The sequence below is a fragment of the Erythrobacter donghaensis genome, from assembly GCF_001557325.1.
Lineage (GTDB): Bacteria > Pseudomonadota > Alphaproteobacteria > Sphingomonadales > Sphingomonadaceae > Erythrobacter > Erythrobacter donghaensis_B.
On record NZ_LSJS01000292.1, the window covers coordinates 37,181 to 51,760 of the forward strand.

At 68.7% G+C, this 14,580-nt stretch carries 14 protein-coding genes; 6 read left to right on the plus strand and 8 right to left on the minus strand.

The genetic code is table 11. From position 1 onward, the window contains the following. Nucleotides 1-124 precede the first annotated feature (124 nt). The 4 genes from AX692_RS16565 (at nucleotide 125) to AX692_RS16580 (ending at nucleotide 5,672) form a co-directional block, all read left to right on the plus strand. Complete coding sequence (locus AX692_RS16565) at nucleotides 125-1,984, plus strand: ABC transporter transmembrane domain-containing protein (RefSeq protein ID WP_269135507.1); 1,860 nt, start codon at nucleotides 125-127, stop codon at nucleotides 1,982-1,984. A gap of 159 nt (nucleotides 1,985-2,143) precedes the next feature. Beyond that, the gene (locus AX692_RS16570; protein WP_073974611.1) at nucleotides 2,144-4,303 is read left to right on the plus strand and encodes a M13 family metallopeptidase; all 2,160 of its coding nucleotides are present in this window, start codon (nucleotides 2,144-2,146) and stop codon (nucleotides 4,301-4,303) included. Between the two features lie 205 nt (nucleotides 4,304-4,508). Next, entirely contained in the window at nucleotides 4,509-5,312 is an 804-nt protein-coding gene (locus tag AX692_RS16575; protein ID WP_073974610.1) for an undecaprenyl-diphosphate phosphatase, read from the plus strand. A gap of 99 nt (nucleotides 5,313-5,411) precedes the next feature. Next, on the plus strand, nucleotides 5,412-5,672 hold the full coding sequence (locus AX692_RS16580; RefSeq protein WP_073974609.1) for a hypothetical protein: 261 nt from the start codon (nucleotides 5,412-5,414) through the stop codon (nucleotides 5,670-5,672). Between the two features lie 118 nt (nucleotides 5,673-5,790). On the opposite strand, the gene phhA is transcribed toward AX692_RS16580, so the two are convergent. Continuing rightward, on the minus strand, nucleotides 5,791-6,729 hold the full coding sequence (phhA, locus tag AX692_RS16585) for a phenylalanine 4-monooxygenase (RefSeq protein ID WP_073974608.1): 939 nt from the start codon (nucleotides 6,727-6,729) through the stop codon (nucleotides 5,791-5,793). Between the two features lie 53 nt (nucleotides 6,730-6,782). On the opposite strand from phhA, the gene ppk2 reads away from it, so the two are divergent. Then, nucleotides 6,783-7,559: a polyphosphate kinase 2 gene (gene ppk2, locus AX692_RS16590; protein WP_073974607.1), complete on the plus strand. Its 777-nt coding sequence runs from the start codon at nucleotides 6,783-6,785 to the stop codon at nucleotides 7,557-7,559. Here the strand turns inward: ppk2 and AX692_RS16595 are convergent. The 6 genes from AX692_RS16595 to AX692_RS16620 all read right to left on the minus strand — a co-directional run bounded on the left by AX692_RS16595 (nucleotide 7,556) and on the right by AX692_RS16620 (nucleotide 12,712). Further along, complete coding sequence (locus AX692_RS16595) at nucleotides 7,556-8,404, minus strand: FAS1-like dehydratase domain-containing protein (protein ID WP_073974606.1); 849 nt, start codon at nucleotides 8,402-8,404, stop codon at nucleotides 7,556-7,558. The two genes, ppk2 and AX692_RS16595, sit on opposite strands and share 4 nt — an antisense overlap. After that, complete coding sequence (locus AX692_RS16600; RefSeq protein WP_073974605.1) at nucleotides 8,401-9,627, minus strand: acetyl-CoA C-acetyltransferase; 1,227 nt, start codon at nucleotides 9,625-9,627, stop codon at nucleotides 8,401-8,403. The genes AX692_RS16595 and AX692_RS16600 overlap by 4 nt, the downstream gene beginning before the upstream one ends. After that, nucleotides 9,624-10,856, minus strand: a complete 1,233-nt coding sequence (locus AX692_RS16605) for a CoA transferase (protein WP_073974604.1) — start codon at nucleotides 10,854-10,856, stop codon at nucleotides 9,624-9,626. Before AX692_RS16605 ends, AX692_RS16600 begins: the two co-directional genes overlap by 4 nt. 86 nt (nucleotides 10,857-10,942) lie before the next feature. Next, nucleotides 10,943-12,145 carry an acyl-CoA dehydrogenase family protein gene (locus AX692_RS16610; protein ID WP_073974603.1) on the minus strand — a complete coding sequence of 401 codons (1,203 nt, stop codon included), beginning with the start codon at nucleotides 12,143-12,145 and terminating at the stop codon, nucleotides 10,943-10,945. Nucleotides 12,146-12,181: 36 nt separating this feature from the next. Continuing rightward, nucleotides 12,182-12,409 carry a hypothetical protein gene (locus AX692_RS16615; protein WP_073974602.1) on the minus strand — a complete coding sequence of 76 codons (228 nt, stop codon included), beginning with the start codon at nucleotides 12,407-12,409 and terminating at the stop codon, nucleotides 12,182-12,184. Between the two features lie 12 nt (nucleotides 12,410-12,421). Further along, complete coding sequence (locus AX692_RS16620; protein ID WP_073974601.1) at nucleotides 12,422-12,712, minus strand: hypothetical protein; 291 nt, start codon at nucleotides 12,710-12,712, stop codon at nucleotides 12,422-12,424. 160 nt (nucleotides 12,713-12,872) lie between these two features. Here AX692_RS16620 and AX692_RS16625 point away from each other — a divergent pair, with 160 nt between their 5' ends. Continuing rightward, nucleotides 12,873-13,835 carry a right-handed parallel beta-helix repeat-containing protein gene (locus tag AX692_RS16625; RefSeq protein ID WP_073974600.1) on the plus strand — a complete coding sequence of 321 codons (963 nt, stop codon included), beginning with the start codon at nucleotides 12,873-12,875 and terminating at the stop codon, nucleotides 13,833-13,835. 22 nt (nucleotides 13,836-13,857) lie between these two features. Here the strand turns inward: AX692_RS16625 and AX692_RS16630 are convergent, their stop codons facing one another. After that, nucleotides 13,858-14,580, minus strand: coding sequence for a tetratricopeptide repeat protein (locus tag AX692_RS16630; protein ID WP_073974599.1), 723 nt, complete (start codon nucleotides 14,578-14,580; stop codon nucleotides 13,858-13,860).

The window sequence follows — 14,580 nt, forward strand, 5'->3', positions numbered from 1 at the left end:
GCAAGATGGCCGCTCGTCAGGGATTGTGCAATGCACAATAGCCACTGTCTTCCCCGGGATGCGCGCGGCCCCGCCGCTTTTTGCACGTGATCTTGGCCGCCAGCGGGTCTAGAGGCATGCGACCATGCACGGCGATCACCCTCCGCACACCGCGTCCGAGACCCCCGAAGACCTGTCACAGCCAGCGGCCGCGGTGCTGTCCGCCCCGGCCGAGGCCCAGCCCGCGCCCAGGTCGCGCAGCCTTGCGCCCCTGCGGATGGTGTTCGGCACCGCGCTGCGCTACCCGCGCCAGATCGCGCTGGCGCTGGTTGCGCTGTTCATCACCTCGGCGGCGACGCTGGCGATCCCCTACCGCTTCAAGGTGATCATCGACGAGGCCTTCTCCGGCGGGGCCGACCCGGAGCAGATCGGCCATGCCTTCCAGTACCTGCTGATGATCGTCGCGATCCTCGGCCTCGGCACGGCGCTGCGGTTCTATTTCGTCAGCTGGATCGGCGAGCGCGTGGTCGCCGACATCCGCCTGCGCGTGCAGGAGAACCTGCTGCGTCTCTCGCCCGGCTTCTACGAGGTCAACAGCCCCAAGGAAATCTCGAGCCGGATGACGAGCGACACCGCGGTGATCGAGAACGTGGTGGGCACCACCGTCTCGGTGGCGCTGCGGAACACGCTGACGGGCATCGGCGGGATCGGGTTCCTCGTCTACCTCGCGCCCTCGCTGACATTGGGTCTGCTGATCGGCATTCCGCTGATCGTCATCCCGATCGTGTTCTTCGGGCGCAAGATCCGCGCGGTCTCGCGCTCCAGCCAGGACCGCATCGCCGATGTCGGTGCCTATGTCACCGAAGTGCTCTCGGCGATGAAGATCGTCCAGAGCTTCGGGCAGGAGGGGCGCGAGAACGAGCGTTTCGCCAGCGTGGTCGAGGGCACCTTCGAGACGGCGCGGCGGCGCATCCTGCTGCGCGCGGCGATGACGACGGTGGTGATCCTGCTAGTGTTCGGCGGGGTGGTGCTGGTGATGTGGCGCGGCGCGCTCGCCGTGGCCGCGGGCGAGATCAGCGGCGGCACCATCGCCGCCTTCGTGCTCACCGGCGGGCTGGTCGCGGGCGCCCTGGGCGCGCTCACCGAAGTCTATGGCGACCTGTTGCGCGGCGCGGGCGCGGCGAGCCGGCTCGCCGAACTGCTCGACGCCCGGCCGGAGATCGCGCCGCCTGCGCGCCCCGAACGCCTGCCCGAGCCGGCGCGCGGCAGCCTCTCCTTTCGCAACGTCACCTTCCGCTACCCCGCGCGGCCCGAGGCGGCGGCCTTGCGCGACTTCACGCTCGAGATCGAGCCGGGCGAGACAGTCGCCATCGTCGGGCCTTCCGGGGCAGGCAAATCGACCATCTTCCAGCTGGTCGAGCGGTTCTACGATCCGCAAGCGGGCACGATCCGCATCGACGGCGTGCCGCTCACCAGCGCCGACCCGGCCGACATCCGCGCCCGCATCGCGCTGGTGCCGCAGGTCGGCGTGCTGTTCAGCGCCAATGCGCGCGACAACCTGCGCTACGGCAAGTGGGACGCCACCGACGCCGAAATCTGGCAGGCCGCCCGCGCGGCCAATGCCGAAAGCTTCCTGCGCGCGCTGCCGTTGGGGCTCGACACGCATCTCGGCGAAGGCGGGACGCAGCTATCGGGCGGGCAGCAGCAACGCGTCGCCATCGCCCGCGCGCTGCTGCGCGATGCGCCGATCCTGCTCCTCGACGAGGCGACCAGTGCATTGGATGCCGAGAGCGAGCAGCTCGTCCAGCAGGCCCTCGAAGGCCTGATGGCGAACCGCACCACGCTGGTGATCGCCCACCGCCTCGCCACGGTGCGCGCGGCCGACCGGATCGTGGTGCTCGACGAGGGCCGGATCGTCGAGCAGGGGACGCATGACGCACTGACCAAGGCGGGCGGGCTCTATGCGCGGCTGGCGCGGCTGCAATTCGCCGCCGACGCGGCGTGAGCTTGCGGTTCCGTTGAGGGGGCGGGACACAGCAACGTCGCGGCACAATTCGACGAATACCCGCCACGACCGGACGAAAGGCAACCCTTTGCCCTTCGCGACGTTATTGTGACGTCGAGCCGACATCCTGTCGCAGCTTCACAGGGACTCGAGTTTCACATGATCCACAAGACCGCCGCCCTCCTCGGCGCGAGCCTGCTCGCTCTGGCAACCCCCGCGCTGGCCGATGACCACGCGCATGATGACGCAACCGAGACGCTCCAGAGCACCGATACCGGTTCTGCGCTGCCGACCATCAGCTTCGGCGAATGGGGCTTCGATCCCGCCTACCTCTCCACCGACATCAAGCCGGGCGACGACTTCAACGCCTATGCCAACAAGAAGTGGATCGACGCCAACCCGCTGCCGCCCGAATTCAGCCGCATCGGGGCCTTCACCCTGCTCGGTGAGAAGAGCACCGCCGACGTCAAGGCGCTGGTCGACGAGTTCGCCGCCAAGGATCCGGCCAGCCTCTCGGCCGATCAGAAGCGCATCCTCGATGCCTACCGCTCGTTCCTCGATACCGAGGCGATCGAGGCTGCGGGACTTGCCCCGGCGCAGCCCTGGCTTCAGCGCATCTACGGCGCGACCTCGCTCGAAAAGCTCGCCGACCTGTGGGCGACGCCCGGCTTCGCCAGCCCGGTCAACGCCTTTGTGACCATCGATGCCAAGCAGCCCGATCGCCAGATCGCCAGCGTTGGCTTCGGCGGGCTCGGCATGCCCGATCGCGACTACTATCTCGACACCACCGACAAGGGCCGCGAGATCCAGGCCAAGTACAAGGCCTATCTCACCTTCCTGCTCGGCGAGGCGGGCTATCAGGACCCGGCCGCAGCGGCGGAATCGGTCTATGCCTTCGAGGAGACCATCGCCCGCGAGATCGCGTGGGATCGCACCGTGCGGCGCAACCGCGATCTCACCTACAACCTGCTCTCGGCGGATGATCTGGCCGCGATCAGCGGCAAGGTTCCGGTTGCCGCGATGCTCGCCCAGATCGGGATCGAGAAGAGCCCCGGCTTCCTCGTCAGCCTGATGCCGCCCACGGCCGAGGAAATCGCCGCGGGCAAGCTCGACGCAGCCACCCTCGCCAAGATCGGGAGCGGGCTGCCCGGCATGCTGACGCTGCTCGGCGAAACGCCGCCTGCGACCTTGCAGGCGTGGATGGCCAAGGAGTTCCTCTCGGGCAACGCCCCCGTTCTCCCCAAGCGCTTCGATGACGCGCGCTTCGCCTTCTACAACCGGACCCTGCAGGGCACCCCGGAGCAGCGTCCGCGCTGGAAGCGCGCGATTGCCGAGATGGAAGGGCTGATCGGCGAACTGGTCGGCAAGGAATATGTCGCGCGCTATTTCCCGCCGCAGAGCAAGGCGGCGATGGACGAACTGGTGGCGAACCTGCGCCTCGCGCTCTCCCAGTCGATCGACGAGATCACCTGGATGGGCGATGCGACCAAGAAGGAAGCGCGCGCCAAGCTCGCCAGCTTCGATCCCAAGATCGGCTACCGCTCCAACCTCGAGACCTATGACGGTCTCACGATCACGGCGGGCGATCCGATCGGCAACCGCATGGCGACCGCGGCCTGGGCGCGGGCCGACAATGTGGCCAAGCTCGGCCAGCCTGTCGACCGCACCGAGTGGGCGATGCTGCCGCAGACGGTGAACGCCTATTACAACTCGGTGAAGAACGAGATCGTCTTCCCCGCCGGCATCCTCCAGCAGCCGTTCTTCGCGCTGACCAACGACATCGCGGTCAACTACGGCGCGATCGGGGGCGTGATCGGGCACGAGATCGGCCACGGCTTCGACGACCAGGGCTCCAAGTCCGATGCGAGCGGAGCCCTGCGCAACTGGTGGACCGATGCCGACCGCGCCGCCTTCGACAAGCTTGGCGATGCGCTGGTGGCGCAGTACAACGCCTTCTGCCCGCTCGATGAGGGCAAGACCTGCGTCAACGGCCGCTTCACGCTGGGCGAGAACATCGGCGATGTCGGCGGGCTCTCGATGGCCTACCGCGCCTACAAGATCGCGACCAAGGGCAAGGAGGTGCCGGTGATCGACGGGCTCACCGGCGACCAGCGCTTCTTCCTCGCCTGGGCGCAGGTGTGGCGCTCGACCCAGCGCGAGGCGAATTACCGCAACCGCCTGCTCACCGACCCGCACAGCCCCGAGGAGTACCGCGTCAACGGCGTCGTGCGCCAGCTCGACGAATGGTACGAGGCCTTCGGCGTCAAGCCGGGCGACGCGATGTACCTGCCGCCCGAAAAGCGCGTGCGGATCTGGTAAGCCTTCTTGTGGACGTGCCCGCCTCCGCGGGCACGTCCTCGGTGCTGTTTCAAGCCCTGCGGGCTTGAGCACCTGCGGCTCGCGCGCGTGCGCTCGCGGCCCGTCCTGCGGCGGGCCGTGCAGCGTGCGCCGCACAAGTCGGCCTGTGATCCGCGTCGGCCTTTTGGTTTGACTTGGCCGCGGCCCTCGTCGAAGCGCTGCGCCCATGACCGACACCTTAGCCGCAATCCTGCTCGGCATCCTCGAGGGGCTGACCGAGTTCCTGCCCGTCTCCTCGACCGGGCACCTGATCCTCGCGACCGAGTTCCTGGGCTTCGACCAGGCCGAGTGGGAGGTGTTCAACATCGCGATCCAGCCCGCCGCGATCCTTGCCATCGTTGTGCTTTACTGGCGCACCTTCTGGGACGTGGCCAAGGGCCTGTTCGGTTTCGAGAAGGGCGCGCTCGCCTTCGTGCGCAACCTCTTGGTGGCGTTCTTCCCGGCGGTGATCCTCGGCCTTGCCTTCGGCGACATCATCGAGACGATGCTCGGCAATGCGGTGCTGGTGTGCTGGTCGCTGATTATCGGCGGCATCGCGATCCTCGCGATCGAGCGCTGGGCGCACCCACCCGCCGAGGGGCCCGGGGTTGCGGGCGTCCCGTTGCGCACTGCGATCCTGATCGGGATCGTGCAGTGCCTCGCGATGATCCCCGGCGTCAGCCGTTCGGGCGCGACGATCCTCGGCGCGATGGCCTTCGGGGTGGACCGCAAGACCGCGGCCGAGTTCAGCTTCTTCCTCGCCGTGCCGACCCTGTCGGGCGCGACCGTCTACCAGCTCTACAAGCATGGCGGCGGCCTCACCGGCGACGATTTCCAGCTGATCGGGATCGGCTCGGCGGTGGGCTTCGTGACCGCGCTGGTGGTGGTCAAGCTGTTCGTCGCGGTGGTGACGAAGATCGGCTTTGCGCCCTTCGCCTGGTACCGGATCGTGCTCGGCGCGGCGGGTTTGGCCTGGCTGACGCTCGGATAGAGCACTTTTCTGGAACCGTCCGCCCTGCCGCTGGTTAGGAAGGCGAACCCGCGCTGACGGAAATGCCAGGCGGACCCCCTCTCGGAGACTTGAGACACAATGGCGTTGCTGGTGCTGATCGTGTTGGGCGCAACTCTGGGCTGGCTGGCCTCGATCCTGGCGCGCACCGAGGCGCCGGGCGCGATCCTGCGTCAGGTGATGCTGGGCATGATCGCCTCGGTCGTGGCGGGCGAGATCGCCAATGACGGCACCATGATCGGCAGCCTCTCCTTCCTGAGCCTCGGCGTGGCACTTGCGGCCTGTGCGGCGGTACTGGTGCTGTATCACGCGATTGCATCGCGGCGGCGGGTAAAGGCGTAATCTGTTCCGCCCCGAGGCGCCGGGCGGTGGACATCCGTCCACCTTGGCTTTCCTCGCATAAGCTCGGGCGGGCGCCCAATCCTCTTGGCGGCCTTGCGAGGCCTGCGGCCTCGATTCCCTAGACCGGCACCGCCCCGCTGCCCCGCCCGCCGCGCAGGTGATACTCCTGCGTGCCTCGGTGCAGCACATTGTCGACATCGATCACCGCCGAATTGGCATAGGTGAACCCCGCCGGAAGGCTGCGGTACAGCCGGTCGAAATCGCGTTCCACCGTCTGGCGGTAGAGGTCCTGGAAGCTCTCGATCACGAAATAGGTCGGCTGCAGATCGCTGATGACGTAATCGGTGCGCATCACCCGGTCGACATTGAGCATGATGCGGTTGGGGCTTTCGGCCTCCACGGCGAACCTCGCCTCGGTCGGGCCTGACAGGATGCCTGCGCCATAGGCCCGCACCGCGCCCGCCTCCTCGATCAGGCCGAACTCCACCGTGTACCAGTAGAGCGCGCCCAGGGCCTTCAGCCGGTTGTAGCGCATCGCCTTCCACCCGGCGCGGCCATATTCCTGCATGTAATCGGCATAGACGGGATCGGTGAGCATCGGCACGTGGCCGAACACGTCGTGGAAGACGTCGGGCTCCTCGATGTAGTCGAAGGTCTCGCGGGTGCGGATGAAATTGCCCGCCGGGAAGCGCCGGTTGGCGAGGTGCCAGAAGAACACGTGATCGGGGATGAGCATCGGCACGGGCACGACGCTCCACCCGGTGAGCGCGCCGAGCTCCTCCGACAGCTTGCGGAATTCCGGCACGCCCCCGCGCCCCAGGTCGAGTTTTTCGAGGCCAGCCATGAACGCGCTGCACGCGCGGCCCGGCAGCACCTCCATCTGGCGGGCGAAGAGATCGTCCCACACGCGGTGGTCCTCGCCCGTGTAGGCGGTCTGGGCGGGCTCGAGCCAGTCCTCGCCGACATGGGCCGGGCGCGCGAGCGGCGCGGTGAAGACTTCCGCCGCCATTTGCGGCAGGGTGACAAAATCGGGCTCGGGGTCTGCGAGAGTCGCCATGGTTTCAGGCGATACTACTTTCGCGGGCGCAGGACAAACACGGGGAGTTGCCGATGGGCATGAAGCGCAAGGATTACGAGGCGGCGCTCGAACCGCTGACGCTCGAACTGGTCAGCATGGCGCGCTGGGTCAAGGCGAGCGGCGCCCGCGTGGTGGTGCTGTTCGAAGGGCGCGACACCGCGGGCAAGGGCGGCGCGATCACCGCGGTGCGCGACAGCCTCAACCCGCGCCAGTGCCGCACCGTGGCGCTCGGCAAGCCGACCGAGGCGGAGCTGGGGCAATGGTACTTCCAGCGCTACGTCGCCCACCTGCCGACCGCGGGCGAGATCGTTCTGTTCGACCGCTCGTGGTACAACCGCGCGGGCGTCGAGAAGGTGATGGGTTATGCCTCGCCAGAGCAAGTGGACGCCTTCCTCAAGGCGGTGCCCGCCTTTGAAAAACTGCTGGTCGACGACGGCATCCTGTTGTTCAAATACTGGCTCGCCGCCGACCAGGAAAAGCAGGAAGAGCGCCTGCGCGAGCGGCTCGAGGATCCGCTGAAGCGCTGGAAGCTCTCACCCATCGACCTCGCCGCACGCGAGAAATACGATGATTACACCAAGGCGCGCGAGGCGATGCTCAAGGCGACGCACACGGAGCATGCGCCTTGGACCATCGTCGATTTCAACGACCAGCGGCGCGGGCGGCTGACACTGGTGCGCGACCTGCTCTCGCGCATTCCCGATACCCACGCGGAGCCCGAGGCGATCGACTTTCCCGAGCTGGGGCGGAAGCCCGCGAAGGAGAAATACAAGGTGCTGAAGCCGATCGCGGATTGGGAGGGGAGCTAGACGCCCGCGCTCGCCGCCGTCACTTGCCGACCGTCGCGCGCAAACGCCGCCAGCTCGTATCCCGTCTCGTCCTTGCGCATCACCAGATGCAGCGGCTCGCCCGCGATGGCGGGGGAGAGGCCGCGGAATTGGAACCTTCGCAGGCGGTTCTCGCCCAGTTCGCGCGCCGCGAGTTGCAGCAGCAGGCTGGCGTTGAGCGGCCCGTGGACCACGAGGCCCCGATAGCGCTCGACCTGTTCGGCATAGGGCGCGTCATAGTGGATACGGTGGGTGTTGAAGGTCAGCGCCGAATAGCGGAACAGCAGCCGCGGGTCCGGGGTGAGGTTGCGGTGCGCCTCCCATCCCGAGGGATCGAACGCGGCCTCACCCGGTGGCGGGGGCGAGAGCGGCGCATCGGGCGCGGCGGCCTCGCGGTAGACGAGCGTCTGCGTTTCGACGACTGCCACGGTGCCGTTCGCCTGAGTGACATGCTCGACATCGACGAAGGCGAGGCGGCCCGAGCCGCCCGCCTTCTCGCTTATTGCCGCAACTCGGCTGCTCCGCTCGATCACCGCGCCGATAGCGATGGGGGCGTGGAAGGCGATCTTGCTCGAAGCCCACATCCGGCGCGGCATGGGGAAGGGGGGGAGGAAGCTCGCGGCGCTGTCATCGCGCGCCGGATGCCCGTCCTCGCCCAGCAGCGCGGTGGGCGCATCGGGGGTGCACAGGGCGAAGTGGATGCCCTGCGGCATGATCGCCGGATCGGGGCGCGGCAGGTCGAAGGTGGCGAGCCAGCGCGCCGCCAGCCCCTCGTCGAGACGGTCGGCGGCGCGGGTCTCGCGCCCGATCCATGCGTCGAAGCTCACGCCGCCCGCTCGAACACCGCCGCGATCCCCTGCCCGCCGCCGATGCACATGGTCTCGAGCCCGTAGCGCACGCCCCTTCTGTGCATCTCGTGCGCCATGTCGGCGAGGATGCGGCCCCCGGTTGCGCCGATGGGGTGGCCGAGGCTGATGCCCGATCCGTTGACGTTGAGGATCTCGCGGCGGGAGTCGTCGTCCGACCAGCCCCAGCCCTTGAGCACGGCGAGCACCTGCGGGGCGAAGGCCTCGTTGAGTTCGACAAGGCCGATGTCGTCCCATGAGTAACCGCGCCGCGCGAACAGGCGCTCCACCGCCGGCACCGGGCCGATGCCCATGCGCGAGGGGTCACAGCCCGCCGCGGCCCAGCCGCCAAACCACAGCATCGGGGTGAGGCCGAGTTCCTCGAGCTTGTCCTCCGCTACCACCAGACAGGCGGCGGCCGCATCGTTCTGCTGGCTGGCGTTGCCCGCGGTGACGATGGCTTCGGGATCGCGGCGCAGGTCGATCGGGGCGAGCTTGCCCAAGGTCTCCATGCTCGCGTCGGCGCGATAACCCTCGTCATGGTCGAAGATGACCGCGTCGCCCTTGCGCTGCGGGATCGCCACCGGGACGAGTTGCTCGGCGAACTTGCCCTCGGTCCAGGCGCGGGCGGCATTCTGGTGGGAGCGGACCGCGAAGGCGTCGGCCTCCTCGCGGGTGATGCCGTAATCCTTGGCGAGGTTCTCCGCCGTCTCGATCATCCCGGTGATCACCCCGAAGCGTTCGATCGGCTGGCTCATCACCCGGCCCCGGCTGAGGCGATCATGCAGCACCATGTCGCCCATCCTGACGCCCCCGCGCGCGGCGAGGGTGTAGTGCTCGACATTCGACATGCTCTCCACGCCGCCCGCGACCACCACGTCGGCCATCCCGGTCTCGACCATCATCGCCGCCGTCGCCACCGCCTGCACGCCCGAGCCGCAGCGGCGGTCAAGCTGGAAACCGGGCACCTCGATGGGGAGCCCCGCCGCAAGCCAGCTCCAGTGGCCGATCGCGGGGGCCTCGCCATTGCCGTAGCCCTGCGAGAACACGACATCGTCGACGCGCTCCGGGTCGATGCCGGAACGCTCGATCAGCGCCTTGAGGATCACCGCGCCGAGCTCGCCCGCGTTCATGCTGGAAAGCCCGCCGAGGAACTTGCCCACCGGGGTGCGCAGGGGCGAAACGATGGCGGCGCGTCTGGTCATTGCTTGTCCTTGTCAGAAAGAGCCACGGTGCCCGCATCGACCAGCTTGCCGATGGCGCCGGAGGAGAGGCCCAGCTTCTCGGCCAGCACTTCCTCGGAATGCTGGCCGAGATAGGGCGCGGGCGCAGGGTCGCCTGCTGCGCGGCCCGGAAGGTTCGCGAAGCTGCGGGTGGCGGGGTATTCGAAGCCGCTCGGGTTGGCGGGCGAGGGGCCGAACAGCGGGTTGTCCGCCACCAGCACCGGGTCGTTGGCGGCCTCGTGGGCGGTGCGGTAGCGTTCGAAGGTGCAGCCCTCGGCGGCCATTCGCGATGCGAGGGTCGCGTAATCCATCCCGTCCGCGGTCTGCTGGAACAGGTCGAACAGGGCGTGGCGGTGCTGGAAGCGCGGGGTGTCCCCGTCGGCGAAGCGGACGCCATGCTCGGCCTCGAGCGCGGCGATCCCGGCCTCGAGTCCGAAGGCGCGCACCAGCCCGCTCCACTGCTTGGGAGTCAGCGCGGCGACCATGAAGCGCACGCCGTCACGGCTGCGGAAATCGCGCCCGAACGCGCCCCAGATCGCATTGCCGAGCCGCTCGCGGTCGCCAACGCGGTAGAGCACCTCGGCCATCAGCCCGGCGTTCGCCATGGTGCCGATCGCGACGTCGCCCAGCGGCAGGCGCACCTCGCTGCCCTCGCCGGTGCGGTCGCGGTGGCGCAGCGCGGCGAGCAGGGCGAAGGCGCCATAGGCACCGGTGATGAAGTCCCACGCCGGGAGCACCTGATTCACAGGGGGCGCGGTCGCCGGGTCCCACTCCTCCGGCCCGCACATCAGCGGGTAGCCCGAGGCGGCGTTGACCGTGAAGTCCATCGCCTGGCGCCCGTCGTGCCAGCCCATGATGCGCAAGGAGATCATGTCCGCGCGCTTGGCCTGCATGGCGGCGTGGCTGAGGAAGGACTGCTCCGGCAGGTTGGTGATGCACTGGCCGACCTTCGCCGCCAGCTCCACCAGCAGCTCGCGCCCTTGCGGCGATTGCAGATCGAGCGCGACCGACTTCTTGGCGCGGTTGAGGTTCTCCCACGACAGGGACCGACCCTCCCGCGTGAGCATGTAGCGGTTGTAATCGAGCCCCCCCGCCTTGTGGTCGACCCGGATCACCTCCGCGCCCAGCTGCGCGCAGTAGAGCCCGGCGGTCGGCGAGGCGACGAAGCTTGAAACTTCGACGATCGAGAGGTCGTTCAGCAGATTATACACATGTCATCCCCGCGAAAGCGGGGACCCAGGGCCACCCGCGGGACCTTGCCGCTCTGGGTTCCCGCTTTCGCGGGAATGACAAGGGTTCACGCATTCTCTTTCCACTCGCGCAGCATGTGCTTGGCGATCTGGAGCTGGAGGATCTGCGTCGTGCCCTCGTAGATGCGGTAGATGCGCGCATCGCGGAAGAAGCGCTCGGCGTCGTATTCGGCGAGGTAGCCCGCCCCGCCGTAGATCTGCACCACGCGGTCGACCACCCGGCCGCACATCTCGGAGGCGAAGACCTTGAAGGCGGCGGCCTTCACCAGAATGTTCTCGCCACGGTCGGCCCGCGCGGTGACGTCCTTCATCATCGCTTCGGCGGCGTAGATCTCGATCTCGCTGTCGGCGAGCATCTGCTGGATCAGCTGGAAATTGGCGATCGGCTCGCCGAAGGCCTTGCGCTCGTTGGCGTAGCGCAGCGCCGAATCCAGCGCGCGGCGGGCATAGCCGGTCGCCGCCGCGCCCACGGAAATGCGCCCGTTGTCGAGGCTCTTCATCGCGAAGACGAAGCCCTTGCCGGTCTCCCCGCCGAGCAGCGCGTCGCCGGGCACGCGCACATCGTCGAGCATGATGTCGGAAATGTGCGAGCCCGACTGGCCCATCTTCCTGTCGGGCGAGCCGGTCGAAACCCCCGGCGCGTTCATCGGCACCAGAAAGGCGCTGACATGCGCGTTCTTGGGCAGAGCCTCCTTGCTGGTGCGCGCCATGATCAGCGCGACGTCGGCGTGGGGGGCGTTGGTGATGTAGCGCTTGGTGCCGTTGAGGATCCAGCCGTTGCCGTCGGGGTCGGGGGTGGCGGTGGTCGCCATCGCCGCGCTGTCGCTGCCCGAGCCGGGCTCGGTCAGGCCGAAGCAGGCGATCTTGCCTTCCGCGATCTGCGGATACCACTCGGCCTTCTGCGCCTCCGTGGCGCCGTTCTTCAGCGCGCTCGCGAACATTCCGACATTGATCGAGAAGATCGAACGGTACGCGGGTGCGGCATAGGCCATGATGTTCACGACGCGGGCATATTGCGTCATGTTGAGCCCCGCGCCGCCGTATTCCTCGGGCACCGAGAGGCCGAACAGGCCCATCTCGCGCATCTCGTTGACGATCGCTTCGGGGATGCGATCCTCGGCGATCACCTGCGGCTCGGCCGGGATCAGGCGTTCGCGGACATAGCGCGCGAGCTGCTCGGCGAACTGCTCGAAGGTCTCCTCGTCCATGCCCGGATTGACGGGGGCGGAGAGAGTGGCGGGGGCGTTCATGGTGTCGGCATCCTTGTGAGGGGGCGCCTCGCCCGCCTAGCGGCGGGCCTCGGCGGCGTCGCCTGTCATTTCGGCAGGGGGAGCGGTGGGCGCATCGGTGGGCAGGGCCTCGGGCGGGAGGCGGCGCTCGTCGAGCATGCTCGCGGCATCGTCTAGCGCCTTGGCCTCGCCCGGGCTGACCGCGCCGGGATCGCGCGCCTGCTCGCTCCCGCAGGCGGCGAGGACGAGGGCCAGAGCGGCGGCGAGTATCGGGGCGCGAGACATCGCGGGCCGGCCCTAGCGGGGCGCGTCTTCGCCTTCGCCAGCGGCCTCGAGCGCCTTGCCCGCGACCGCAGCCGCGGCATCGCCCGCCGCAGTCGCGCCCGGCTCGGGAACGGCAGGCTCGGGCGCGTCGGTGGCCGTGGCGGACGGATCGGCGACCGGCGCATCGGCGATCGGCTCGAGCGCGCTGTCGGCGGGCATCTCGACCGTGTCGGCGCTCGCCTCGGTCGAGGCATCGTCGGCGCTGCCGCACCCGGCGAGGCTGAGGGCGGCGGTCAGGGCGGTAAGGCTCAAAAGCTTGCGCATGGCTCGGGTTCTCTCCTCTCGCGCGGGCGCAGGTCACCGGACCCGGCCGCGATTGCGGGAGCGGTTTAGCCGTGCCTTGCCCCGCCCGCCAAGTGCCAAATGGGCACACCCCGCCCGCAAGCGGTGGGGAAGGCCCGGCCGCCGTGATATTCCCCCGCACATGATCAAGGAAGCCATCCGCCCGCCCCTCGGTGCCCTCGCGCTGCTCTGCGCCGCCGCCCTGCTGTCCTCCGGTGCCAGCGCGCAGCCCGTGCCCGATGCCTTCACCGTGGTCGAGAGCGGCCAGCGTTTCGCGACGCTTCAGGAAGCGGTCAATGCGATCGGCCAGGGCCGCGGCACGATCCGCATCGCACCCGGCACCTACCGCCAGTGCGCGGTGCAGGAGGCGGGCGTGATCGTCTACGAAGCGCCCGAGCCCGGCAGCGTCACCTTCACCGCCCGCTCGTGCGAGGGCAAGGCCGCCTTCGTGCTGCGCGGCATCGGCGCGGAGATCAGGGGCATCACCTTCTCCAACCTGCGCGTCGCCGACGGCAACGGGGCGGGCATCCGGCTCGAGAAGGGCGCATTGAACGTCGCCTACGCCCGCTTCGAGAACAGCCAGCAGGGCATCCTTACCGCCGACGATCCCTCTGGACGGATCTACATCACCCGCTCGACCTTCACCGGGCTCGGCACCTGCGAGAACGCGGCCGGCTGCGCGCACTCGATCTACATCGGCAATTACGGCTCGCTCACCGTGCGCGAAAGCCGCTTCGAGCGCGGCATGGGCGGGCACTACGTCAAGGCCCGCAGCGCCGAGGTGGTGATCGAGAACAACAGCTTCGACGACGCGAACGGCACGGCGACCAATTACATGATCGATCTGCCCGCCGGCAGCGTCGGGCGGATCGCCGACAACTGGTTCGTCCAGGGGCGCGACAAGGAGAACTACTCCGCCTTCATCGCGCTGGGGGCGGAGGACCTGCTCCACGATTCGGGCGGCCTCAGGGTCGAGAACAACGAGGCGCGCTTTGTCCCCGGCCTGAGCCGCAACTCGGTGTTCCTCGCCGACTGGACCGGCAGCCGCGTGGTGATGCAGGGCAACAGGATCGCCGCCGGTATCAAGCAGTACGAGCAGCGCTGAGGCGTACGGCCCGGGCGCGCCGTCAGCTGGCGGGGGCGTCTTCCTCGAAGGTGATGTCCACCTCGACGCCGAGTTCCGCCGCAATCGCCTTCGCGCGTTCGACAATCGCGCGCCCGCGACCGGGAGGCACCTCGTCGGCGACCGCTTCGAGGCTCTGCTGCGCCTCCTCGTTGCCCATCGCGGCAGAGGCGAGGAACCAGGCTGAGGCCTCCTCCACGTTCTGCGTGACGCCCTCGCCGAGGTAGAACATGATCCCCACCCCGCGCACGCCGTGGGCATGGCCGAGCTTGGCTGCGGCGAGATAGTTGGCCATCGCCGCGGTGTGGTCTTTCGGCGTGCCGCGCCCGGTCGCCTGCATCACCGCGAGGCTGACCAGCGCGGCGGGGAAATTGCGGCCCGCCGCATCGCGGAACAGGGCGACGGCTTCCTCGGGGCTGCCCTTCACCGCGCCCCGGTCGATCAGCACGCCCAAGCGCCACGCGGCATGGTTGTCGCCACCGGCTGCGGCCTTGCGGTAGTGCTCGGCGGCCTTGCCGAGATCGACCTTGCGGCCCTTGCCGGTTTCGTGGAACCAGCCGAGCCAGTCCTCCGCGTCGGCATCGCCGCGCCTGGCGGCGGCGCGGGCGAGGTCATAGGCCTCCGCGACCTTGCCCTGAGTGACCAGCGCTTCGACCTCCTCGTCGAGGGTCGGCAGGGTGTTGGCGGTGCCGAAAACGAAAGCCAGGGCGAGAATCAGCGCGCGCAT